The sequence below is a fragment of the Mesorhizobium sp. M0802 genome (assembly GCF_040320115.1).
Lineage (GTDB): Bacteria > Pseudomonadota > Alphaproteobacteria > Rhizobiales > Rhizobiaceae > Mesorhizobium.
The window spans coordinates 217,110-238,825 of the sequence record NZ_JAMYOY010000003.1 but is presented as its reverse complement, the minus strand read 5'-3'; the positions used below and the strand labels follow the sequence as shown (position 1 = coordinate 238,825).

The 21,716-nt window shown below is 64.1% G+C and carries 14 protein-coding genes and 1 pseudogene; 5 read left to right on the top strand and 10 right to left on the bottom strand.

Features of this window, described 5'->3' with window-relative positions:
• Window positions 1-108: 108 nt before the first annotated feature.
• The 5 genes and pseudogenes from NKI10_RS07025 to NKI10_RS07005 all read right to left on the bottom strand — a co-directional run bounded on the left by NKI10_RS07025 (window position 109) and on the right by NKI10_RS07005 (window position 7,719).
• Window positions 109-2,556, bottom strand: a complete 2,448-nt coding sequence (locus NKI10_RS07025; protein ID WP_352859305.1) for a GcvT family protein — start codon at window positions 2,554-2,556, stop codon at window positions 109-111.
• Window positions 2,553-3,734, bottom strand: a complete 1,182-nt coding sequence (locus tag NKI10_RS07020) for a pyridoxal phosphate-dependent aminotransferase (protein WP_352765416.1) — start codon at window positions 3,732-3,734, stop codon at window positions 2,553-2,555. Before NKI10_RS07020 ends, NKI10_RS07025 begins: the two co-directional genes overlap by 4 nt.
• A pseudogene (locus tag NKI10_RS07015) lies at window positions 3,734-4,631 on the bottom strand (homocysteine S-methyltransferase family protein). Before NKI10_RS07015 ends, NKI10_RS07020 begins: the two are co-directional and overlap by 1 nt.
• A complete protein-coding gene (locus NKI10_RS07010) occupies window positions 4,628-7,081 on the bottom strand; it encodes a GcvT family protein (RefSeq protein ID WP_352859302.1) in 2,454 nt (817 codons plus the stop codon). The pseudogene NKI10_RS07015 and the gene NKI10_RS07010 overlap by 4 nt, the downstream one beginning before the upstream one ends.
• Before the next feature lie 95 nt (window positions 7,082-7,176).
• Window positions 7,177-7,719: a helix-turn-helix domain-containing protein gene (locus NKI10_RS07005; protein WP_352545386.1), complete on the bottom strand. Its 543-nt coding sequence runs from the start codon at window positions 7,717-7,719 to the stop codon at window positions 7,177-7,179.
• Window positions 7,720-8,001: 282 nt separating this feature from the next.
• On the opposite strand from NKI10_RS07005, the gene NKI10_RS07000 reads away from it, so the two are divergent.
• Window positions 8,002-8,706 (top strand): nitroreductase, encoded by a 705-nt coding sequence (locus tag NKI10_RS07000; protein WP_023700347.1) that lies wholly within the window; start codon window positions 8,002-8,004, stop codon window positions 8,704-8,706.
• Window positions 8,707-8,724: 18 nt separating this feature from the next.
• On the opposite strand, the gene NKI10_RS06995 is transcribed toward NKI10_RS07000, so the two are convergent.
• The 5 genes from NKI10_RS06995 to NKI10_RS06975 form a co-directional block, all read right to left on the bottom strand.
• Window positions 8,725-10,167, bottom strand: a complete 1,443-nt coding sequence (locus NKI10_RS06995; RefSeq protein ID WP_352859300.1) for an MFS transporter — start codon at window positions 10,165-10,167, stop codon at window positions 8,725-8,727.
• A 153-nt stretch (window positions 10,168-10,320) separates the two neighbouring features.
• Window positions 10,321-10,938, bottom strand: coding sequence for a sarcosine oxidase subunit gamma (locus NKI10_RS06990; protein ID WP_352859298.1), 618 nt, complete (start codon window positions 10,936-10,938; stop codon window positions 10,321-10,323).
• Complete coding sequence (locus tag NKI10_RS06985) at window positions 10,931-13,924, bottom strand: sarcosine oxidase subunit alpha (protein ID WP_352859296.1); 2,994 nt, start codon at window positions 13,922-13,924, stop codon at window positions 10,931-10,933. Before NKI10_RS06985 ends, NKI10_RS06990 begins: the two co-directional genes overlap by 8 nt.
• Window positions 13,921-14,217 carry a sarcosine oxidase subunit delta gene (locus NKI10_RS06980; RefSeq protein WP_023670367.1) on the bottom strand — a complete coding sequence of 99 codons (297 nt, stop codon included), beginning with the start codon at window positions 14,215-14,217 and terminating at the stop codon, window positions 13,921-13,923. Before NKI10_RS06980 ends, NKI10_RS06985 begins: the two co-directional genes overlap by 4 nt.
• A gap of 11 nt (window positions 14,218-14,228) precedes the next feature.
• Window positions 14,229-15,488, bottom strand: a complete 1,260-nt coding sequence (locus NKI10_RS06975; protein WP_352859294.1) for a sarcosine oxidase subunit beta family protein — start codon at window positions 15,486-15,488, stop codon at window positions 14,229-14,231.
• A gap of 317 nt (window positions 15,489-15,805) precedes the next feature.
• Here NKI10_RS06975 and NKI10_RS06970 point away from each other — a divergent pair, with 317 nt between their 5' ends.
• The 4 genes from NKI10_RS06970 (at window position 15,806) to NKI10_RS06955 (ending at window position 21,699) form a co-directional block, all read left to right on the top strand.
• Window positions 15,806-18,295, top strand: coding sequence for a mechanosensitive ion channel family protein (locus tag NKI10_RS06970; protein ID WP_352859293.1), 2,490 nt, complete (start codon window positions 15,806-15,808; stop codon window positions 18,293-18,295).
• 145 nt (window positions 18,296-18,440) lie between these two features.
• Window positions 18,441-18,704 carry a hypothetical protein gene (locus tag NKI10_RS06965; protein WP_023670370.1) on the top strand — a complete coding sequence of 88 codons (264 nt, stop codon included), beginning with the start codon at window positions 18,441-18,443 and terminating at the stop codon, window positions 18,702-18,704.
• Between the two features lie 205 nt (window positions 18,705-18,909).
• The gene (locus NKI10_RS06960; protein WP_352859291.1) at window positions 18,910-20,343 is read left to right on the top strand and encodes a UbiA family prenyltransferase; all 1,434 of its coding nucleotides are present in this window, start codon (window positions 18,910-18,912) and stop codon (window positions 20,341-20,343) included.
• 3 nt (window positions 20,344-20,346) lie between these two features.
• On the top strand, window positions 20,347-21,699 hold the full coding sequence (locus NKI10_RS06955) for an FAD-binding oxidoreductase (RefSeq protein ID WP_352859289.1): 1,353 nt from the start codon (window positions 20,347-20,349) through the stop codon (window positions 21,697-21,699).
• Window positions 21,700-21,716: the final 17 nt, after the last annotated feature.

The window sequence follows — 21,716 nt, the reverse complement described above, 5'->3', positions numbered from 1 at the left end:
TTGCGAAGCGGGGTGGGGGCCTCGTAGGGCGCACCCCCACCCCGTCTCGCAATCGCCGCTTCGCTCCGACTGCGAGCCGACCCTCCCCACAAGGGGAGGGTAAAAGTGCTACATCCTCGTCCGTTCCGCCTTGGGATCGTACATCGGCTTCAGCGATGCTTCCGCCGCAAAACGCTCGCCGGCGATCTCGATCTCGTAGGACGAGGCCAGCACATCCGCCTCGCTCTCGCCCTGGCAGGGCACATAGCCCAGTCCGATCGCGCCGCCGAGATGGTGGCCGTAATTCCCCGATGTGATCGGGCCGACGATCTTGCCGTCGCGCAGGATCGCCTCGTTGTGGAAGAGCAGGGGTTCAGAGTCTTTCAAACGGAACTGCACCAGCCGGCGCGACAGGCCGGCTTCTTTTCTCTTCAGCACCGCATCGCGGCCGATGAACTCGCCCTTGGCGGTTTTGACCGCAAAGCCGAGGCCGGCCTCCAGCACATTGTCCTCGTTGGTGATGTCATGGCCGAAATGCCGAAACGCCTTTTCGATGCGACAGGAATCCAGCGTATGCAGTCCGCAAAGTTTCAGGCCGACATCCGCCCCCGCTTCATCGATCGCCTCGAAGACATGGGCCGCCTGGTCGGTCGAAACATAAAGTTCCCAGCCGAGTTCGCCGACATAGGTGACGCGGTGGGCACGGGCGAGGCCCATGCCGATCTCGATCTCCTGGAAGGTGCCGAACGGATTGTTCTCATTAGAAAAATCATTAGGGCTGACCTTCTGCATCAGTTTTCGCGCATCCGGACCCATCAGGCAGAGCACCGCCTCAGCTGCTGTGACATCCGTGATGACGACGAATTCGTCGCCGACATGCCGGCGCAGCCAGGCGAGATCGCGCTGCAGCGTCGCGCCCGGCACGACGAGGAAGTAGGCGGTCTCAGATAGCCGCGACACCGTTAGGTCGCTTTCGATACCGCCGCGCTGGTTGAGCATCTGGGTGTAGACGATCTTGCCCGGCGCCACGTCCATATCGTTGGCGCACAGCCTTTGCAGGAGGGCACAGGCGTCGCGGCCTTCGACACGGATCTTGCCGAACGAGGTCATGTCGAACAGGCCGACCTTGTTGCGGACCGCCAGGTGCTCCTCGCGCTGGTTGTCGAACCAGTTCTGCCGCTTCCAGGAATAGCGGTATTCGCGCTCCTGTCCCTCGCGGGCGAACCAGTTTGCGCGCTCCCAGCCGGCGACTTCGCCGAACACGGCGCCGCGCGCCTTCAGATGCTCGTGCAAAGGCGAGCGCCTGACATTCCTGGACGTTGCCATCTGCCGGTAGGGGAAGTGATCCGCATAGAGCAGGCCGAGTGTTTCGGAGACACGCTCCTTGAGATACCTACGGTTCTTCTGGAATGGCTGGGCGCGGCGGATGTCGACTTCCCAGAGGTCGAAGGGCGCTTCGCCGTCATTGATCCACTGCGCCAGCGCCATGCCGGCGCCGCCGGACGAGACGATGCCGATGGAATTGTAGCCGGTCGCCATCCAGTAGCCACGGAGTTCCGGGGCCTCGCCGAGATAGTAGCGGTCGTCGGGGGTAAAGCTTTCGGGGCCGTTGAAGAAGGTGTGAATGCCGGCGGTTGCCAGCATCGGCATGCGGTTGACGCCCATTTCGAGGATCGGCTCGAAATGCTCCATGTCCTCCGGCAACTGGTCGAAGCAGAAATCCTCGCTTATGCCGTCCATCCCCCAGGGCTTGGCCACCGGCTCGAAGGCGCCGAGCATCATCTTGCCGGCGTCTTCCTTGTAGTAGGCGCATTCATCGGGAACGCGCAGCACCGGTAGACGACCGAGCCCGGGGATCGGCTCGGTGACGAGATAAAAATGTTCGCAGGCATGCAGCGGGATGGTGACGCCGTTCTGGGCCCCGAGCTCGCGCGCCCACATGCCGGCGCAGTTGACGACGATGTCGGCCTCGATCGTTCCCTGATCCTCGCCTTGCGCCCACGACACACCGGTGACGCGACCGGCCTTGGTGTGGACCTTGGTGACCTTCACATTCTCGACGATGGCGGCGCCACGCTGGCGGGCGCCCTTGGCCAGCGCCATGGCGATGTTGGCGGGATCGCACTGGCCGTCGAGCGGCAGATGCACGGCGCCGACCACATCGGACACGTTGAGATGCGGGTACATCTCCTTGACTTCACCAGGCGAAATCTCGCGCACATCGACATCGAAGGCGCGGGCGAGCGAGGCCTGCCGGTAAATCTCGTGCTTGCGCTCCTCAGTCAGCGCCACGGTGATCGAGCCGACCTGGCGCATGCCGGTGCCGACTTCGGTTTCGGCCTCCAGCTTGACGTAGAGGTCGGCCGAATATTTCGCCAGCCGCGTCATGTTCTGCGAGCCGCGCAGCTGGCCGATCAGGCCGGCGGCGTGCCAGGTCGTGCCCGAGGTCAGCTGCTTGCGTTCCAGCAGCACGATGTCGGTCCAGCCGAGCTTGGCCAGGTGGTAGGCGACCGAACAGCCGGAGACACCGCCGCCGATAATAACCGCGCGGGCCTTGGTGGGAATGCTTCTGGTCATGCGGCCTCGCGGCGATAGCCGGATGCGAAGCGGCGCAGGCGTTTTGCGGCTTCCTGAAGCACCGGTTCCGGTTGGCAGAGGCTGATGCGGATGTGGCCGGCAGCGGCCTTGCCGAAGCTGGAACCCGGCATGACGCCGACACTCTCCTGGTCGAGAAAGGCCCAGGCGAATTTCTCGTCGTCGGGCTCGACGGCGGAGATGTCGAGCATGACATACATGCCGCCCTCCGAGCCGTGCACGCTGACATTGTTCATGCCGCGCACGGCGTCGAGCAGGACGGTGCGGCGCGCCGCATAGCGTTCGGCGATCTCTTTCACGCCATAGCGGTTCTCCAGCGCCTCGGCGCAGGCGATCGAGATGAAGGCCGGCAGGCCGTAGGTCGTCACCAGATTGAGATTGGTCAACAGCGTGATCATCTGCGCCGGGCCAGTCAGCCAGCCCATGCGCCAGCCGGTCATGCCATGGCTCTTGGACATCGAATTGATGACCAGCGTGCGCTCCGCCATGCCGGGCAGGCCGCGCGGCGAGATGTGCTCGCCGCCACCTAGCGTCCAGTAGACCTCGTCCGACAGCAGCCAAAGATCGTGCTCGCGGCAGATCTCGGCCAGCTCTTCCAGACGCTCACGCGAATAGACGGCGCCGGTCGGGTTGTTCGGCGTGTTGATCAAAATGGCGCGCGTGTTGGGCTTGAGCGCAGCGCGGATCATCTCGGCGTGCGGCTGGAAACCGTCTTCGGCCGGCGTCTCGACGACGGTGAAGCTGGCGCCGGCGGCGCTGAACGTGTTGGGATAAGTCGCGTAGTAGGGCGCCACCACGATGGCGTGGTCGCCCTGGTCGAGAACGGCCTGCACGGCAGCGTAAAGGGCGGCCTGGCCGCCCGGCGTGGCGATGACTTGGTCAGGCGCCGTCTCGACCCCGGTGCAAGCGGTCGAGGCCGCCGCCATCGCCCTGCGCAGGCGCGGAACGCCGGGAAGCGGGGTGTAGTGATGGTTGCTGCCGCGAACCGCCGTCACGCAGGCTTCGATCGTCTGGCTCGGCGTATCGAAATCATGGTCGCCGACCGACAGCATGATGATGTCCTGGCCGGCCTCCTTGCGGGCCCAGGCCTCGGTGTGGACCTCCCAGCCATCTTTGCCCGAAGGCACGATGCCGGAAATGCGCGATGACGGTCTGGGCATCAGGATACTCCCGAGATTTCGCGGCCGGCCTGTTCGAGCTGGTCGCGCAAGGCAGCGATGTGGGCCGGGCCGACTTCGCAGCATCCGCCGACGATGGTGGCGCCGGCGGCGACCCAGCCGAGCGCCTGGTCGGCATAGGCATCCGGATCAAGGTCGTGGCGGGCGTGCAGCACTTCGACCGTTCCGCCATGCTTGAGCGCTTCGACAGAGGTGAAGCCGTTGGCATAGGCGCCGACCGGGCCGCCGAGAGCAATCAATTCGGGCAGTGCCGCGGCGATCGCTTCTGGCCGGCAGCAATTCACCAGGCGCGCTGCAACCGTCAGGCCGTCGAGGGCGTCCGCCGCTGCCGCTATTGTTTCGCCGCTGCGCAGCCGCGGCGCGCCGTGATCGGCGAGCGTCCAAGACCCAGACAGGTTTGCCGCTTTCCGACGCAGCGGTAACGGCCGCACGGCCTTCCTCGGCTGAGGCCATGGTCTCGCACAGGAACAGGTCGACGCCATCGGCCTGCTCGGCGACGATGCGGCGATAGATGTCCAGCGTCTCCTCGAACGATATGGTCAGCGCCGGCGCATAGCTGCCGAACAGCGGTGACAGGCAGCCGGCGATCGCTGCATCGCCTGCCTCGTCGCGTGCCTGTCTTGCCAATTCGATGCCGCGCTTCTGCAAGGGCTTGAAGAGGTCTTCTGCTCCTTCCCGCGCGAGCCGCTCCGGCGTTGCCGAATAGGTGTTGATAGTGATGACGCGAGCGCCGGCCCGGATGAATTCGGCATGCAGGTCACGCACCAGATCCGGCTCGTCGATCAGCACCCTGGCCGACCAGAGCGGCGTCGGCTCGGAGCTGCTGCTGCGGACCAGTTCCTGGCCCATGCCGCCATCGGTGAGAATGACTTTCTTCATGCTCTCAGTCTTTCGTTTTTCGGATCCCACAGCGGCTCGTCTTTCTGCACGACTGCCTTGAAACGATCGCCAAAAATTTCAATCTCGATCGCGGTATCGGGTTCAGCCAGGTCGGCGCGCAGCATGCCGAGCGCGATCGATTTGTCGATGCGATGCCCCCAGCCGCCGGACGTCGTCTCGCCGACGATCTTGCCGTCATGCCAGAGCGTCGACACGGACGGCGCGTCGCAATCGCCTGGGTTTTCGACCACCAGCGTGACGAAGCGCTTCTTCACGCCTTGCTGCTTTTCGTTCTGCAGGGCTGCCTTGCCGCGGAAGTCGGGCTTGTCCCATTTGACGAAGCGCTCGAGCCCGCCCTGCAGGACCGTATAGTCGGTCGACAGGTCGCCCTTCCAGGTCCGGTAGCCCTTTTCGAGGCGCAGCGAATCCAGCGCGTACATGCCGAACGGTTTCAGACCGTGTTTTTGTCCCGCCGTCCAGACGGCGTCGAAGATGGCGGCGGTGTCTCCCACCTTGGTGTGGATTTCCCAGCCGAGTTCGCCGGCGAAGGATACCCGCACCAGCTTCGCCCAGCGGCCGGCGATGGTGGTTTCCTGATGCGTCAGCCAGGGCAGCGAGAGATCCGCGCCACAGACCTCGGCCAGGATCTTGCGCGAACTGGGGCCGGCGAGGATTTGCGTCGAATAGTCTTCGGTTCTGTCAGTGAGGGTGAAAGCTGCGTCCTTCGGCAGGCGCGACTTCAGCCGTTCGAAATCGTGCCACTGCGCTACCGCCGCGGTGATCAGCGTCATCTGCTCTTCGCCATGGCGCACCACCGACATCTCGGTGACGATGCGGCCCTTGTCGTCGGCGAAATAGGCGAGGCCGATGCGGCCGGGCTTGGGCACCAGGCCGGTGACCTGCAGCGCCAGCCATTCGGCTGCGCCAGGACCTTCGAGGTTGAAGCGCGAGAAGCCGGGCAGGTCCAGAATGCCGGCGGCGTCGCGCACCGCCAGGCATTCTTCGCGCACGCGGTGCTGCCACGGCCCGTCGCGGCGGAAGGTGAGTGTTGCTTCTTCCGACGTGTCGTCACCGGGTTGCGCATACCAGGTGGCACGCTCCCAGCCATTATAGGCGTCGAACTGGGCGCCGAGCGCCTTGATGCGATCGTGGATCGGCGACAGCTTGCGGTCGCGCCCGGCCGGCCAGGCATGGCGCGGGAACTGGATGGCGTATTCGTTGCCGTAGATCTCCATGCCCTTGGCGACGCTATAGTCGGGGGCGGCCGCAAAGCTGGTGAAACGGCGCGGATCGCAAGACCACATGTCCCATTCGGTCTGGCCCTGCGTAACCCATTCGGCCAGCACCTTGCCGGCGCCGCCGCCCTGGGCGATGCCGAAGGTGAAGACACAGGCCTCGAACGCGTTGGGAACGCCGGGCATCGGACCGATCAGCGGATTGCCGTCCGGCGCGTAAGGGATCGGCCCGTTGATCACCTTGGACAGGCCGGCAGTGCCGAGAATCGGCACGCGGGCTACGGCATCGGCAAGGTAGTGCTCGAGACGGTCGAGATCGTCGGGGAAGAGCTGGAAGGAAAAATCCTCCGGCATCGGGTCGTTGTGGGTCGCCCAATGCGCGCGGCAATTGCGCTCATAGGGGCCGAGATTCATGCCGTTCTTTTCCTGGCGCAGATAGTAGGAGGTGTCGACGTCGCGCAGCAGCGGCAGCTTCTTGCCCTGCTCCTTCGACCACGCCACCAGTTCGGGTATCTCCTCGAACAAGATGTACTGATGGCTCATCACCATCATCGGGACGTCGCGGCCGAACATTTTGCCGACTTCGGCGGCACGGTAGCCGGCGGCATTGACGACGATCTCGCAGCGGATTTCGCCTTGCGGGGTGACAACCACCCATTCGTCGTTCTCACGGCGCACGCCCGTGGTCGGGCAGAAGCGGATGATCTTTGCCCCCATGTCGCGCGCACCCTTGGCAAGTGCCTGCGTCAGCTGCGCGGGGTCGATGTCGCCGTCGTTTGGATCATAGAGCGCGCCTTTCAATTCATGCGTCTCGATGAAGGGATAGCGGCGCTTGATCTCATCGGGGCCGACAATGTCGATGTCCATGCCCTGGTAGCGGCCCATGCCCTTGGCGCGCTGGAACTCCTGCATGCGCTCCTTGGTGTGGGCGAGCCGCAGCGAGCCGGTAATGTGGTAGTTCATGGGATAGTCGACGGCATCAGCCAAGCCGCGATAGAGCTCGGTCGAATAGCGCTGCATGTTCATCAGCGACCAGGACGACGAGAAGGTCGGCACATTGCCGGCGGCATGCCAGGTCGAGCCCGATGTCAGCTCGTTCTTTTCGAGCAGCACGCAATCGGTGCAGCCCGCCTTGCAAAGGTGGTAGAGCGAGGAGGTGCCGACGACACCGCCTCCGATGATCACCACGCGTGCCGTCGTCGGCAAACCGGCCATATTCTTCTCCCAAACCTGAAGCGCGCTGCGCTTCTATTTTTTGCTTGATGCATGTCGTTGTCCCAAAACCGCTGCACACTTTGGGCGAGATGCATTCAATAAACAGGCGGCGAAACCACCCAGATGACCACGGCCGGCTCGCTGCCGGGATTGCGCCAGCGGTATGGCTTGCGCTCGAAGCGGAAGGAATCGCCTTCGACAAGACGGTGCCAGACGCCCGCGATCTCGATCTCGAAAATGCCAGAGGCGATGTAGCCGGCTTCCTCGGTCGGCCGCAGCTGCTCGCTCTTCATCTCGGCGCCCGGCGCGAAGATCGAACGCACCATCTCGAAACTACCGCCGAGATCGGGCGACAGAAGCTCCTCCACCAGGCCGGATTCGCTTGTGCCAAGCGTGCGCCGGCTGCCGGCGCGCACGACAAAGCCGCGCTCCTTTTCGATCGGCACGTCGTGGCTGAAGAACAGGCTGAGTGGCACGCCGAACAGGTCTGCGAAGGCCCTGAGGTCGCCAAGCGAAGGGATAGACAGGCCGCGCTCGACCTGGCTGACCCAGCCGACGGAGCGACCAAGCTTCAGCGCTATCTCAGCCAGCGTCAGCCCGCGCGCCTTGCGCAGCGCACGGATGTCGCTCGCCAGCAGGCGCTCGTCGGGTCCCTGCAATGTTTTGGGGATAGCTGGCGGCAAAACGCTCACTTGATGAAAATCTGGAAATGAATTTCATGAGAGCTCATGTCCGTGAAAAAATCAAGCGAATTTTCATGAACACACAAGATTTGCTTGCGCCATTTTGGCGGTTCATGCAAAGGCTCTGCCACGAGCGGCGGGTGTGGGAATGCGGGTCGGCGACCAAGGATTGAAATCTGCGCAAGGTCTTCTCCGATAGCCGGTTCGGCTTTCGAAGTGTGCGCAAAGGGACGGCCCATGCTGGAAAAAAACGGCCTGGCAGCGCATAACGCGGCTGTTGTCGACGAGGCGATCATCTCGCGCCGTTCAGTGCGCGCCTTCCTGCCCGACATGGTCGATGACGAGACGATCCGAGCCATTCTTGGCGTCGCCGCGCGCGCGCCTTCGGGCACCAATATGCAGCCCTGGCGGGTCTATGTCGTCAAGGGCGAGGTCAAGCAGCAGATCACCGATGCCATCCTGAATTCCGGTATCCGCGCCGAAAAGGCCGATTGGGACGAGTATCGCTATTACCCCACCCAGTTCTTCGAGCCGTATCTCACCCGCCGCCGCGCCAACGGTTTCGGGCTCTACGGGGCACTCGGCATCGGTCGCCGCGAGGTCGACAAGATGCGCGCCCAGCACGACCGCAACTTCGTCTTCTTCGACGCGCCGGTCGGCATGATCTTCACCATAGACCGGCGGCTGAACCAAGGCTCGTGGATCGACTACGGAATGTTCCTGCAGAACATCATGGTGGCGGCGCGAGGCAGGGGCCTGCACACCTGCCCGCAGGCCGCCTTCGCGCCCTATCACCGGCAGATCCGGCCGGTGCTCAACATTCCCGACGAGGAGATCGTCGTCTGCGGCATGGCGCTAGGCCTCGAGGACACCTCCAAGCCCGAAAACGACTTCCGCACCGACCGCGTGCCGCTGGAAGAGTGGGTGACGTTCAGCGAATAGGGCTCGGCTAACGGCGCCTTATTCCACGTTCATCTGCGCGCCATGGCCGCTGACATGGGCGCCGTCCTGCGGTGTCAGTCTGAGATAGGCGATCAGCGCGCACAGCGTGATGACGCCCTCGACCACGAACAGGATGCGGAAATCGTTGGTCACCGCCGGCCCGCCGCCAGCCAGGAACGACAACAGCGCCGCCGCCAGGCCGACGCTGATCGCCACCCCCAACTGCCACAGTATGTAGTAGAGTGCGCTGAAGCGGGCGAGCTGGTCGGGCGCGATGTCGGAATAGGCGAGGTTGCCGGTCGAAGCCCACTGCGCCGAGCGCAGAACGCCGAAGGCGAAGATATAGGCTAGCACAATCCAGACCGGCGTGGTCGCCTCAATCAAGGCGAAGCCCGCTACCATGGCAGCAACGATCGGCGTGTTGACGACCAGTACGCGGCGAAAGCCGAAACGGTTGAGCAGGCGCGGCATGAAGACACGCATGATCAGCGAGCCGATTGCGGCAACGAAAGTCAGCGATCCCGCCTGCACCGCGCTCATGCCGAAGCCGAGCTGGAACATCAGCGGCAAAAGGAAAACGACCGAGCTCAGGCCGATCGTGTCCAGCCCACCACCGGTGAGGAAGGAGATGCGAAAGGTGCGGATGTGCAGGAGTTTCAGGTCAAGCAAAGGGTTGCGGGCGCGCAGGCAGTGGAAGGAGGCAAGCGTCAGGATGACGATCGCCAGCGTCAGCTCGGCCGCGATCGTGCTGCCGGCGGCGTCTTTGGCCGCAAGCGAATCCATGCCGAAGACCAGCAGGACCATGCCGCTGCCGACCAGCAGGAAGCCCGGGAAATCGAACGGCGTGCGCACCGGTTTGGTAACGGTCGGAAACAGCGAGGCGGCAAGCACGGCCGCCGCCAGCGCGAACGGCACGTTGATGAAGAAGATCCAGCGCCAGGAGATATAAGTCGTCAGCGCGCCGCCGACGAGCGGGCCGACCAGCGGTCCGGACTGGCCGGCCAGCGAAATATACATGTTGATCTTCAGCGTGCGGCTGCGCGGGAAGGTCGACAGGATGACGACCTGGCCGAGCGTCCCCATCAAGGCGCCGCCGAAGCCTTGCAGCGCGCGGGCGCCGACCAGCGTCCAGATGTCGTTGGACAGGCCGCACAGCGCCGATGACGCGGCGAACACCAGCAAGGCGAAGCAGTAGACGCTGCGCAAGCCGAAGCGGTCGGCCGCCCAGCCGCCGAGCGGCATCGAGATGATCAGGCTGGCGACATAGACGGTGATCAACAGGCCGAGCTGGCTCGGCGGCCGGCCGAGGCTGTCGCTGATACCGGGCAGGGCGGTGACCACGACATTCTGGTCGAGGCTGGTCATGAACACGCCGCAGGCGACCGTCAGCGGCAGCAGGAGCAAGGCTCTGGCCGACACATCGGCGCGATCCGTGGCGCCGGCGGATAGTTCTGCGGTCATGGGGATGTTCGAACCAAACGAGGATGCCGACTCTGAGACGGGAGCTTTTTAATCCCCTGGGCCGGTTGGGCCACGTTCCCCACCATGGGCTTCCATTGGAGCATTCTCTAGCGGCAGAACCTGCTGGCCTTGAGGCCAGAACGGCTGTCGGCCCTACTGAACCTCGTAGCCGACCTCCTCGCTGGCATGGCAGAGCGCCTTCCAGAACGAGCGGGCGAAGGAGCGGAAGACATAGATGTCGAACTGGTCGGCGCCGGTGCGCTGGATCTGCGCAAAGACGTCGTGATGGGTGGTCGAACGGCCGGAGCCTATGGGGAAGGCGGGCAGCGCAAAGTCGATGGCGAAGAATTTCGCCAGCACCCATTCGGCCTTAGGGCCGGCGATGCGGATTGCGGTGCGGCCATGCGACAGGTCGGTGATCGTGCCGATTGCCGGGGTTACGTCCCCGGCAAAACGCGCCGCCAGGCCCTCGGCATCGTCGACGACCGTGAATTTTCCAGGCGCGAAACCGAACACGGCCTTGCCGAACTTGGCGAGACCGCCGCCGGCACCGTCGGGCAAAGCGAGGCCGGTGACTTTGCCGATCGCCTCGATCAGCTGCTTTTCCGCGCCCGGCCATGCGGCCAGTTGCAGGATCGAGCCTGGCCTGATTTCGGTCAGGATGACATCGACGCCATGCTCGAAATTGCCGTGCGAACCCGGATGGAACACCGGCTCGAGCGGCGAGAGGCGCTCGGGTGATTGGCGTTCGGTTGATTGGCGCTCAGCCATGCATGCGGCTCCCGTCCGGGTCGTAGAAATGGTTGGAGACGATTTCGACCGGCCCGAACCGGTTGCGCAGCGGATCGGAGACAAACGCGCGGGTGCCATGGCGCGCCTTGCCGCCTTCGACCAGGGCCAGCGCGATGTGCTTGCCCAGCGCCGGCGAATAGCAGCAGGCGGTGATATGGCCGATGGAATCGTGCGGATTGGCTTCGTCCAGTTCCTCGACGAGGTGGGCGCCGCCATTGAACGGCCGGTTGTCGAGCGAGACCAGGCCGACCAGCTGCAGCCGCTCGGGCGCGATCAGGCCTTCGCGGTCCATCATCGCCGAGCCGATGAACGGCTTCTTCTTCGACAGCATCCAGTCGAGATGCAGGTCGCGCGCCGTGGTGCGGCCGTCGATCTCCGCGCCGGTGACATGGCCCTTTTCGATGCGCATCGTGCCCAACGCCTCCAGCCCGTAGGTGACCAGGCCGAACGGCTTGCCGGCTTCGACAAGGGCTTGCCAGACATGGGTGCCGTAGCCGGCGCCGGAATAGATCTCGAAGGCCATTTCTCCGGAGAAGGACAGCCGGCAAATCATCACCGGCACGCCTGATATCTCGCCGCGCACGATGCCCATGAAGGGCAGGGCTGTGTTGTCGACGGCGGTGCCCGTGACACAGGCGGCGAGGATGGCCCGCGCCTTCGGCCCGCCGATGGCCGCGCCTGCCCATTCGTCGGTTACCGAGGTGACATGCACTTTGAGTTCCGGCCAGATGACGTCGAGGAAATATTCCAGATGCTGCATCACCTTGCCGGCGTTGGCCGTGGTGGTCGTCATCAGGAAATCCTGTTCGCCAAGCCGCCATGTGGTGCCGTCGTCGAAGGCCAGCCCGTCCTCGCGCAGCATCAGGCCGTAGCGGGCCTTGCCGACGGGGAGGGTGGAAAACATGTTGGTGTAGACGCGGTCGAGGAATTCGCCCGCATCCGGCCCCTGAACGGCGATCTTGCCCAGCGTCGAGACGTCGACGATGCCGGCGCTTTCGCGCGTCGCCCTGGCTTCACGGACATAGGCCTGCTCGACCGTCTCGCCGGCAAGGCCGTAGATCATTGGTCGATACCAGAGGCCAGCGGAATACATCGTTGCGCCATTGGCGAGGTGCCAGTCATGCATGGGCGTCAGGCGCTCGGGTTTCAGATCGCCGAAGCGTTCGGCGGCAAGCGAGCCGATCGACACCGCGGAATAGGGCGGGCGGAAGCGCGTCGTTCCGACTTCGGGGATCGGTTTGCCCAACGCCTCGGCCATGGTGGCGAGGCCCGGAACGTTGGAGTTCTTGCCCTGGTCGGTCGCCATGCCGAGCGTGGTGTAGCGCTTCAGATGCTCGACGGAGACAAAACCTTCGCGATGCGCCAGCCGCACGTCTTCGGCAGTCACGTCATGCTGGAAGTCGACGAAGCTTTTTCCCTTGGCTTTGATCTCGAACACCGGCGCCGGATCGGGGTTTCCCGGGGCTGCTTCGACATCCGGCAAAGCCGCCGGCGCAGCCGCTCCGCCCGCGGCGGACAGGCCGGCTGCACGGCCCTCAGTGATGGCTTCGACGGTCGAAAAGCTGCCGTTGAAAGCGCCGGCGCCAATCCATTGCCGCGTCGGTTTCGGCGGCAGGAAGGCCTGGCGGGCAGGGTTCCATTCGGCTCTGGCACCGGCCTGGCTGGCGAGATGGATGGTCGGCGACCAGCCGCCCGACATCAGCAGGCTATCGGCGTGGATGCTGCGGGCGTCACCGCTCAGTGTGCCCGAATTCATGTCGAAGCGCTGTACCTTGAGGCCGGAGAGCGCCTTGCCGCCCTCGGTGGCGACCACGGCATGGCCGGAGAGGATTTCGGCTTCGACCTCGGTGGCGAGACTGCGCATTTCGGCCGAAAGCTCGGGGCGCACATCGACGATGGCGACAATAGCCGCGCCGGCCTTCCTCAGCGCCAGCGCCGAGCGATAGGCGCTGTCATTGTTGGTGAACAGCGCGATCCTGTCGCCGGGCAGCACGCCATAATCGTTAGCATATCGCTCGGCGGCATGCGCCAGCATGACGCCCGGCCGGTCATTGCCGGGGAACACAAGCGGCCGCTCGAATGAGCCGGCGGCCAGCACCACCGTTTTGGCGCGGATCGCCCAGTAGCGATGGCGAGGCTCGCCCTTGCCGGGCGTCTCCTTATGGTCGGTGACGCGCTCGAGTGCGGCCAGCGTGTTGCCGTCATAATAGCCCCACACTGTGGTGCGCGGCAGCAGGCGGACCGTGTCATGGCCCTCAAGCTGGCTGACGGCGCGCGCCGCCCAGTCGGCGGCCGGCGCGCCGTCGATGGCCTCGCCGGACCAGTTGGCCGAGCCGCCGAAACGCGGCTCGAGTTCGGCCAGGATGACGCGCGCGCCCTGGTCGGCAGCGGCCTTGGCGGCTGACAGGCCGGCCGGGCCGGAGCCGACCACCAGCACGTCGCAAAACGCGTTCATGCGCTCGTAGCGCGAGGTGTCGGCGGCAATACCGGCGCGGCCCAGGCCGGCGGCGCGGCGGATGAAATGCTCGCAGAACATCCAGAAGCGGGTGCCTTTCAAGGGGCCGAAGACAGGGCCCATGAAGGTCTTGTAGTAGAAGCCGGCGGCCAGGATCTTGCCGCCGAGCTGGTTGACGGCGTTGATGTCCCAGGCGAGCGAGGGAAAGCGGTTCTGGCTGACGGCGACCAGCCCGTCATAGATCTCGACCATGGTTGCGGCGATGTTGGGCTCGCGCACTTCGCCGCGCAGCACCGTGACCAGCGCGTTCGGCTCCTCGACGCCGGCCGAGAGCAGGCCGCGCGGGCGGTGGTATTTGAACGAGCGGCCGAAAAGCGTCACGCCGTTGGCAAGCAGCGCCGAGGCCAGCGTGTCGCCGCCATGGCCGGTGTAGGGCGTGCCGTCGAAGGTGAAGCGGATGGTGCGCAGCCGGTCGATGCGGCCGCCGGTCTCGGTGCGGCGCGGGCTCACGATTTGCCCCCAGCCTTGTGCCGGGCGGCGGCGTTGTGGTCGCCGCGCGCGAAACCGGTGCTGGAAATCTCATGTGTGACCGTGTTGCGCACCATCCTCAGATGGGTGCGGCAACCGCCGGAATGCTGCCAGATCTCATTGTGGTCGCCGGCCGGGTTCAGCCGATCGTAGACATAGGCGTTCCAGGCGTCGAGGTCCTGCGAGTTGGGCTGCGGGCGCTCGCGGTTGCCGTCGCCCTGATAGGTGAACTCGATGACGTCGCGCGGGCCGCAATAGGGACAAGTGATAAGCATTTGTTTGAACCCTAATGCAGCCGGGGCGTTGCGCCCTGGCCCTTGTCGTCAATCACCAGGCCGCGATAAAAACGGTCGAGCGTGAACGGCGCGTTGAACGCGTGCGGTTCGTCCTTGGCGATGGTGTATGCGAAGCACCAGCCCGAGGCCGGCGTGGCCTTGAAGCCCCCATAGCACCAGCCGCAATTGAGATACATGCCGGGCAGCGGGCCGGTGGTGATGATCGGCGAACCGTCCATCGACATGTCGCAGACGCCGCCCCAGGAGCGCAGCATGCGTACACGCGCAAGGCCGGGAAACAGCGCCAGCATCTCGCTCATGACCTCGTCGACGATGGGCAGATTACCGCGCTGGGCGTAGCTGTTGTAGCCGTCGATATCGCCGCCATAGACAAGGCCGCCCTTGTCGGACTGCGACATATAGAAATGGCCCATGCCGAAGGTCAGGACCGTGTTGCAGAACGGTTTCAGCGACTCTGTCACGAAGGCCTGCAGCACATGGCTCTCGATCGGCATCCTGTCGATGCCGGCAAGCTGCATCACCCGTCCGGTGCTGCCGGCAACGGCCACGGCAACTTTCTTGCCGCGGATCTCTCCGCGCGTCGTCTGCACGCCGGTGATGCGGTCGCCGTCGCGCAGGAAGCCGGTGACCTCGCAATTCTCGACGATGTCGACGCCGCGTCGGTCGGCGCCGCGGGCATAGCCCCAGGCAACCGCATCGTGACGGGCGGTGCCGGCGCGCGGCTGCATCAGGCCGCCGACGATGGGAAAGCGCGCGGAGGCCGCCATGTCCAGCGCCGGGACCAGGCGCGCGATCTCGGCGGTGCTCATCAGCTCGGCATCGACGCCGAGGTGGCGCATGGCGTTGCCGCGCCTTGCCAAGTCGTCGAACTGGCCCGGCGTGTGAGCCAGATTCAGGCAGCCGCGCTGCGAGAACATGACGTTGTAGTTGAGGTCGTGCGAAAGGTTCTCCCACATCTTCATCGAATGTTCGTAGAAGCGGGTGTTGGACGGCAAAAGGTAGTTGGAGCGCACCGCCGTGGTGTTACGGCCGACATTGCCGGAACCCAGCCAGCCCTTTTCCAGCACCGCGACATTGGTGATGCCGTGCTCCTTGGCCAGATAGTACGCCGTCGACAGGCCGTGGCCGCCGCCACCGATGATGATGACGTCATAGGAAGCCTTGGGGTCGGGCTTGCGCCAGGCCGGCTTCCAGTCCTTGTTTCCCTTGAGCGCGTTCGTGAGAAGCGAAAGGGCTGAATATTCCGCCATTCTTCATGTCATCCCTAGAGCATGATGCCGAAAAGTGTGAAGCGGTTTTCGGACGACATCATGCTCTATATCTTTGATTTCTAGAGCCGGAAGGTTTCAGGTCGGACAGACCTGAAACCTTCCGGCTCGGCGCGATGCGGCAGACTATAGAGCAGGCGGCGGGCGCAAAGCCAAGATTGCGCCATGGCTTTTCGACTGGCCGACTCCCGCACGGCGACACCTGCCATGACTTCACCACGACTTGCCCCACGGGATGAGCGTCTCTATCAAGGACCGCTTTAGAGGCGGCCTTTGCCGCCCTTTGAGTCGCCACCATTATGTTTTTTCGCTTCTTTCGCCTGATCCTGGTCCTAGCGCTCGTTGCCTTGGCGCCGCATTCGTTCGGCGCCATGGCGCAGGGGCTGGGCCAGGCGCCTGCCGGGCTGGTCGCCGACCAGCAGAAAATCCTGCAGGGTTTGACGACGAAGACCGACGCTCTGGAGAAGAAAGTCCAGGAGGACGGCGTCGACGACACCACCCTTGTCGAAATCCGCCTGCAGCTGGAAGAGCTGTCGCGCGCTGCGCTGAACAGCGCGCTGGCGTTTCGTTCGCGGCTGGGAGAGATCAATTCGAGGCTTGAGCAGCTTGGCGCACCGCCGGCTGCCGGACAGCCCCCTGAACCGGACATCGTGACCGGCGAGCGCCAGGCGCTGGCGTCGGAAAAGGCGGAGATCAACGCCGTCATCGCCGGCGCGCAGAACCTGTCGATCCGCATCAATGCGCTGATCGAGAAGATCGGCAATATGCGCAGCGAGCTGTTTCGCAGCGGGCTGACCAAGCGCTATGTGTTGTCCGATGCACTGAGCCCCCAGGTGTTTTCCGACGCAAAGGACGAATACGCCAACTTCTACAGGGCGGTGTCATCGTGGCTGAGCTTTGCCTTCAAGTTCAAGTTCCAGGCGATGCTCGCGGCGACCCTCATGGCGCTTGCTTTGGCGGTGGTGCTTCTGGTCGGTGGGCGCCGCCTGTTTGGGCGCATCTTCGAGCCCGACGCGTCGGTTGAAGATCCGACGTATCTCAGTCGCCTGTCGGTGGCGTTCTGGTCGACTTTGCTGCCGACGCTGGCGGTCAGCGCCTTCCTCGCCTCGACGGTGTTCCTGTACAACTACTACAATGTGCTGCGCGGCGACATAGGCGTTTTCCTCAACGCGCTGGCAGCCGTCATCGCCATAGTGTTCTGTGTCAACCGCCTGACCAATGCGGCTCTGTCGCCCAGCATGCCGAACTGGCGCCTGATCCAGGTCGAGACCGGCCCGGCGCGTTGGCTGGTGCGGCTGACGACGGCCATGGCAGTCGTCATCGGCATCAATAATTTCCTGTCGATCGTCAACGACAAGATGGGCTCGCCCCTGTCGCTGACGGTGGCCAGGAGTTTTGTCGCCACGGTCATCGTGGGCGTCATCCTGATCCTTATGGCGCTGCTGAAGCCTTACAAGGACGCCGACGGGCGCTGGCGCCCCTGGCCGGCCTGGCTGCGCTACACCTGTGTCGCGCTCGGCCTGTTCACGATTGCGGCGGCGCTGTTCGGCTATATCGGTCTTGCCATCTTCGTCTCGTTGCAGGTCGTGGTCACCGGCACCATCCTGCTCACCGCCTATATCGGCTTCCTGTCGGCGCGCGAGATCGGCGAGGAGGGTGGTTTCGCCGGCACGTCCATCGGGCGCTGGCTGAAGACCAATTCCAGCTATGAGGACACCGCGCTCGACCAGCTCGGCCTCGTCGTCAGCGTCGCCATCAACCTGATGATCGTGCTGGTGTTCCTGCCGCTGATCCTGTTGATGTGGGGCTTCCAGCCCGGCGATATCCAGGCCTGGGGCTATAAATTGGCGACAGGCGTCACCGTCGGTTCGGTGACGATTTCGGTCACCGGCATCCTCACCGGCATCGTCGTCTTCATCATCGGCTATTTCCTGACCCGCTGGTTCCAGGGCTGGCTCGACGGCTCGGTAATGGCGCGCGGCAAGGTCGATACCGGCGTGCGCAACTCGATCCGGCTGGCGGTCGGCTATGCCGGCGTCGCGCTCGCTGGGCTCGTCGGCATCTCGGCGGCGGGCATCGATCTCTCCAACCTGGCGCTTGTTGCCGGCGCACTTTCGCTGGGTATCGGCTTTGGCCTGCAGAATGTCGTGTCCAACTTCGTGTCGGGCCTGATCCTTCTCGCCGAGCGGCCGTTCAAGGTCGGCGACTGGATCGTCGCCGGCGACACATCAGGCACGGTCAAGAAGATCAGCGTGCGCGCCACCGAAATCGAGACCTTCCAGCGGCAATCGGTGATCCTGCCCAATTCGAACCTCATCAACAACGCCGTCGGCAACTGGACGCACCGCAACAAGCTCGGACGTGTGGAGATCAAGGTCGGGGTCGCCTATGGCAGCGACGTCAAGCGGGTACACGCGGTCCTGCTTGAGATTGCGCGCGGCCATGCGCTGGTGCTGAAGAACCCGGAACCCTTCGTGCTGTTCACCAATTTCGGGCCGGCAGCACTCGAGTTCGAGATCCGCGTGTTCCTGGCCGATGTGCTGAACGGCGCCATCGTTCAGAACGATATCCGCTTTGCCGTTCTCGATGCTTTTGACGCCGAGCACATAGAAATCCCCTCGACGCCGCGCGCCGAGGTCAAGGTCAAGAAGACCGACGCATGGCCGATCGACGACGACAAGATCGAGGTCGAGTTCGCCGAGAAGGAGCAGGCGGAGGCCAGAGCCGCCGCCGAGGCGAAGCGGCTGGCCAAAACTGGTCGCAAGGCCCGCAAACCCGATCCCAGCTAAGGCCCCAAGCTCCTCCCAAACCAATTGCGGCATGAATGCGGCATTCAGTTGCGGTTCAGCTTGCATCTCATATAAGCTCACATGCAAAGGCGAGAATGCCTTGCGAAATGCAACAGAGGCGGTGTGGAAACACCGATATTGCAAAATGTGGAAGTCGCTCGTCGTCGCCATCGCTCTTACCGCAGCGAGTGGCTCGGCCTTTGCCGCCAGCGCGGTCAACAAGGATGCTGAGACCCGTACGCTGATCGTGACGGAAGGCGGCGGCAAGACGGAGCTGGCGTTGGCCGCCGGCGAAACCGTGGAATTCTGCCCGAACGGCTGTTTCGTCACCTTGCCCAATGGTGACCTCGAGGCCCTGACCGGCTCGGAAACGGTCGAAATCTCGGGTGGCGTTGCCCGCATCAAGTAAAGTCGGCAAGCAGATGTAGTAGAGGCCGGGCAATGCCCGGCCTTTTATTGTCCGCGGTAGCGATTGCTTAACAATGACGCGGGAAATATCGTGACGCCTACCGGCTGCAACCGTGCGTTTTAACGTTCACTACGCCGTTCCGCCGCTATACCGATGCGAAGACGCCGAAGCACGGCGCAACGGTTATGAATAGGGCAGAACGGATATGGATGCGCGGTCGGACAAGAACGCAATCCCGCTTGCGGTCGACCTCGACGGCACGCTGATTGCGACCGATCTTCTTTGGGAAGGCCTGTTCATCCTGCTCAAGAAGAATCCGCTCTATGTTTTCCTGGTTCCATTCTGGCTGGCCGCCGGCCCGGCGCGGCTGAAACAAGCCATCGCCGACCGCATCGACATCGATCCGGCCTCGCTGCCCTATCGCGAAGCGCTGCTGCAGCGGCTGCTCGCCGACCATAGCGACGGACGCAAGATCGTGCTGGCGACCGGTACGCCACGCAAGTTCGCCGAGACGATCGCCGCGCATCTGGGCGTCTTCGACTATGTGCTGGCGACCGACGGTCCCCACAACATGACCTCGGGCCGCAAGCGCGACGCGCTCATCGCCGCCTATGGCGACGGCGGTTTCGACTATGCCGGCAACAGCCGGCACGACCTCAAGGTTTTCGGAGCCGCGCGCAACGCCATCGTCGTGGCGCCCGACCGCCATGCGAAGCGCTGGCAGGCCGCGCATAGCGCCGAAAGGATGCCGGCGCCGAAAAGGACATTGAAGACATTCGTCAAGATGCTGCGGGTGCATCAGTGGCTGAAGAATTCGCTGATCGCGGTGCCGATGGTCCTGTCGCATGAATACTTCAACATCAACATGATCTGGCAATGCCTGCTGGCGTTCGTCTCCTTCAGCGCCGTGGCTTCCGCCATCTACATTCTCAACGATTTCTTCGACCTTGCGCTCGACCGCAAGCATCCGACCAAACGCAACCGGCCTTTCGCCAGCGGCGCTTTGTCGATCCCGTTCGGTCTCGGCGCGATGGCGGTGCTGCTGGCGATCGGCATTGCCGCCGGGCTTCTGTTGCCGATCGAGTTCCTGGGCGTGCTCGCCGGCTATCTGGTGGTGACGACAGCCTATTCGCTGTCGTTCAAGCGCATGCTCCTGGCCGACGTACTGACGCTGGCCGGGCTCTACACGGTGCGTGTGCTGGCAGGTGCTGCGGCGACCGGGGTCGAAGTCTCGTTCTGGCTGCTCGCCTTCTCGATTTTCTTCTTCCTGTCGCTGGCGCTGGTGAAGCGCTATGTCGAACTGCGGACCACAGCCATTCCGGTGGGCGAGCGCGTTGCCGGTCGCGGCTACCGCATCGAAGACCAGGAGATCGTCGCCCAGGCAGGAATGGCGTCGGCCTTCTCCTCGGCGCTGGTGCTGGCGCTGTACATGGACAGCGTCGCGGTACGCGAACTCTATCCGCATCCCTGGCTGGTCTGGCCGCTGGCGCCGATCGTGCTGTATTTGACCATGCGGGTCTGGATCCTGGCGCGCCGCAACGAGATGAATGACGATCCGGTCATCTTCATCATCCGCGACTGGCGAAGCCAGATCGTCGTGGTGATCGGCGCCGCCCTTCTGGTCGCGGGAGGCTGGTAGGGCATGGCCGGCGAACGGTACCGGAGTTTTGGCCTCGCCACGCCGGCCGCAAAGCGAGCCATCGCGGCCGACGATGCCATCGCGCTGATGAGGAGCGGCAAGGCGACAAAGAAGGCCTTGCTCGCCTATGGCAATGGCCGCTCCTACGGTGATTCCTGCCAGAACGAGCCAGGTGCGGTCGTGGACATGCGGCCGCTGAACCGCATCGGCGCCTTCAATGCCGAGACCGGCCTGCTCGAGGCGGAGGCCGGCGTGTTCCTCTCCGATATCATTGCGCACACTGCACCTTACGGTTTCTTTCCGACCGTGGTCCCAGGCACCCAGTTCGTCACCCTTGGCGGCGCGATCGCCAATGACGTCCATGGCAAGAACCATCACCGGCGCGGCACCTTTGGCTGCCATGTCGAGTCGTTCACGCTGCTGCGCTCGGATGGGCGGACCTACACCTGCTCGGCAACCGACAATGCAAGGCTGTTTGCGGCGACGATCGGCGGCATGGGGCTGACCGGCCTGATCCTGTCGGCCTCGATCCGGCTGATGCGGGTGCATTCGCTCGATATCGCCGAGAAGGTAACGCGGTTTGCCGATCTCGGCGAATTCTTCGAACTGGCCGAGGCCGCCGACCAGGCTAATGAATATGCCGTCGCCTGGATCGACCAGCTTGCCGGCGGCCATGGCCGCGGGCGCGGCCTGTTGTTGACAGGCAATCATGCCGAGTATGGTTCGCATGCGGCGTCTCGCGCCGGCTCCCGTTTTTCAGTGCCGTTCCAGCCGCCGTTCAATGTGCTCAACCGGCCGTTCCTCACCGCCTTCAACGCCGCCTATCGGTGGAAGAAGGGGCGCTCGCCGGGGCCGAGCCAAACCGGCTACCAGGGCTTTTTCTTTCCGCTTGATGGTGTCGGCGACTGGAATCGGCTGTATGGCCCGAAAGGTCTCTACCAGCACCAGAGCGTGGTGCCGGAAAATGTCGCGCGTCAGACCGTGCCGGCGCTGCTCGAGGCGGCGCGACGGGCCGGGCAGGGCTCTTTCCTCACCGTGTTGAAGCGCTTCGGCTCGATCCGCTCGCCGGGGCTGCTGTCCTTTCCGCGGCCAGGCTTCACGTTGACGCTGGATTTCCCCAATCGCGGCGACAGGACGCTGGCCCTGCTCAGCGAACTCGACCGCATCACGGTCGCGGCCGGCGGCGCGGTCAACCCGTACAAGGATGCGCGCATGGGCGCTGATACTTTCGCGGCCTCCTTCCCGAATTGGCAGCGGCTTGAAGCGCTGCGCGACCCGGCGTTCGTGTCCAGTTTCTGGCTGCGGACGGCGAAAAAGCTCAACGACCGGCCAGGGCGTGTCAAGGCAGCTGAATAGGTACAATCCGAATAAGT

Bases quoted from the DNA above. Each gene is read 5' to 3' on its own strand.
- NKI10_RS06970 (WP_352859293.1), top strand. From the start codon at position 15,806: ATGTTTTTTCGCTTCTTTCGCCTGATCCTGGTCCTAGCGCTCGTTGCC.
- NKI10_RS07025 (WP_352859305.1), bottom strand. From the start codon at position 2,556: ATGACCAGAAGCATTCCCACCAAGGCCCGCGCGGTTATTATCGGCGGC.
- NKI10_RS06975 (WP_352859294.1), bottom strand. From the start codon at position 15,488: ATGGCGGAATATTCAGCCCTTTCGCTTCTCACGAACGCGCTCAAGGGA.
- NKI10_RS06960 (WP_352859291.1), top strand. From the start codon at position 18,910: ATGGATGCGCGGTCGGACAAGAACGCAATCCCGCTTGCGGTCGACCTC.
- NKI10_RS07000 (WP_023700347.1), top strand. From the start codon at position 8,002: ATGCTGGAAAAAAACGGCCTGGCAGCGCATAACGCGGCTGTTGTCGAC.
- NKI10_RS06955 (WP_352859289.1), top strand. From the start codon at position 20,347: ATGGCCGGCGAACGGTACCGGAGTTTTGGCCTCGCCACGCCGGCCGCA.
- NKI10_RS06990 (WP_352859298.1), bottom strand. From the start codon at position 10,938: ATGGCTGAGCGCCAATCAACCGAACGCCAATCACCCGAGCGCCTCTCG.
- NKI10_RS06980 (WP_023670367.1), bottom strand. From the start codon at position 14,217: ATGCTTATCACTTGTCCCTATTGCGGCCCGCGCGACGTCATCGAGTTC.
- NKI10_RS07020 (WP_352765416.1), bottom strand. From the start codon at position 3,734: ATGCCCAGACCGTCATCGCGCATTTCCGGCATCGTGCCTTCGGGCAAA.
- NKI10_RS06995 (WP_352859300.1), bottom strand. From the start codon at position 10,167: ATGACCGCAGAACTATCCGCCGGCGCCACGGATCGCGCCGATGTGTCG.
- NKI10_RS06965 (WP_023670370.1), top strand. From the start codon at position 18,441: ATGTGGAAGTCGCTCGTCGTCGCCATCGCTCTTACCGCAGCGAGTGGC.
- NKI10_RS07010 (WP_352859302.1), bottom strand. From the start codon at position 7,081: ATGGCCGGTTTGCCGACGACGGCACGCGTGGTGATCATCGGAGGCGGT.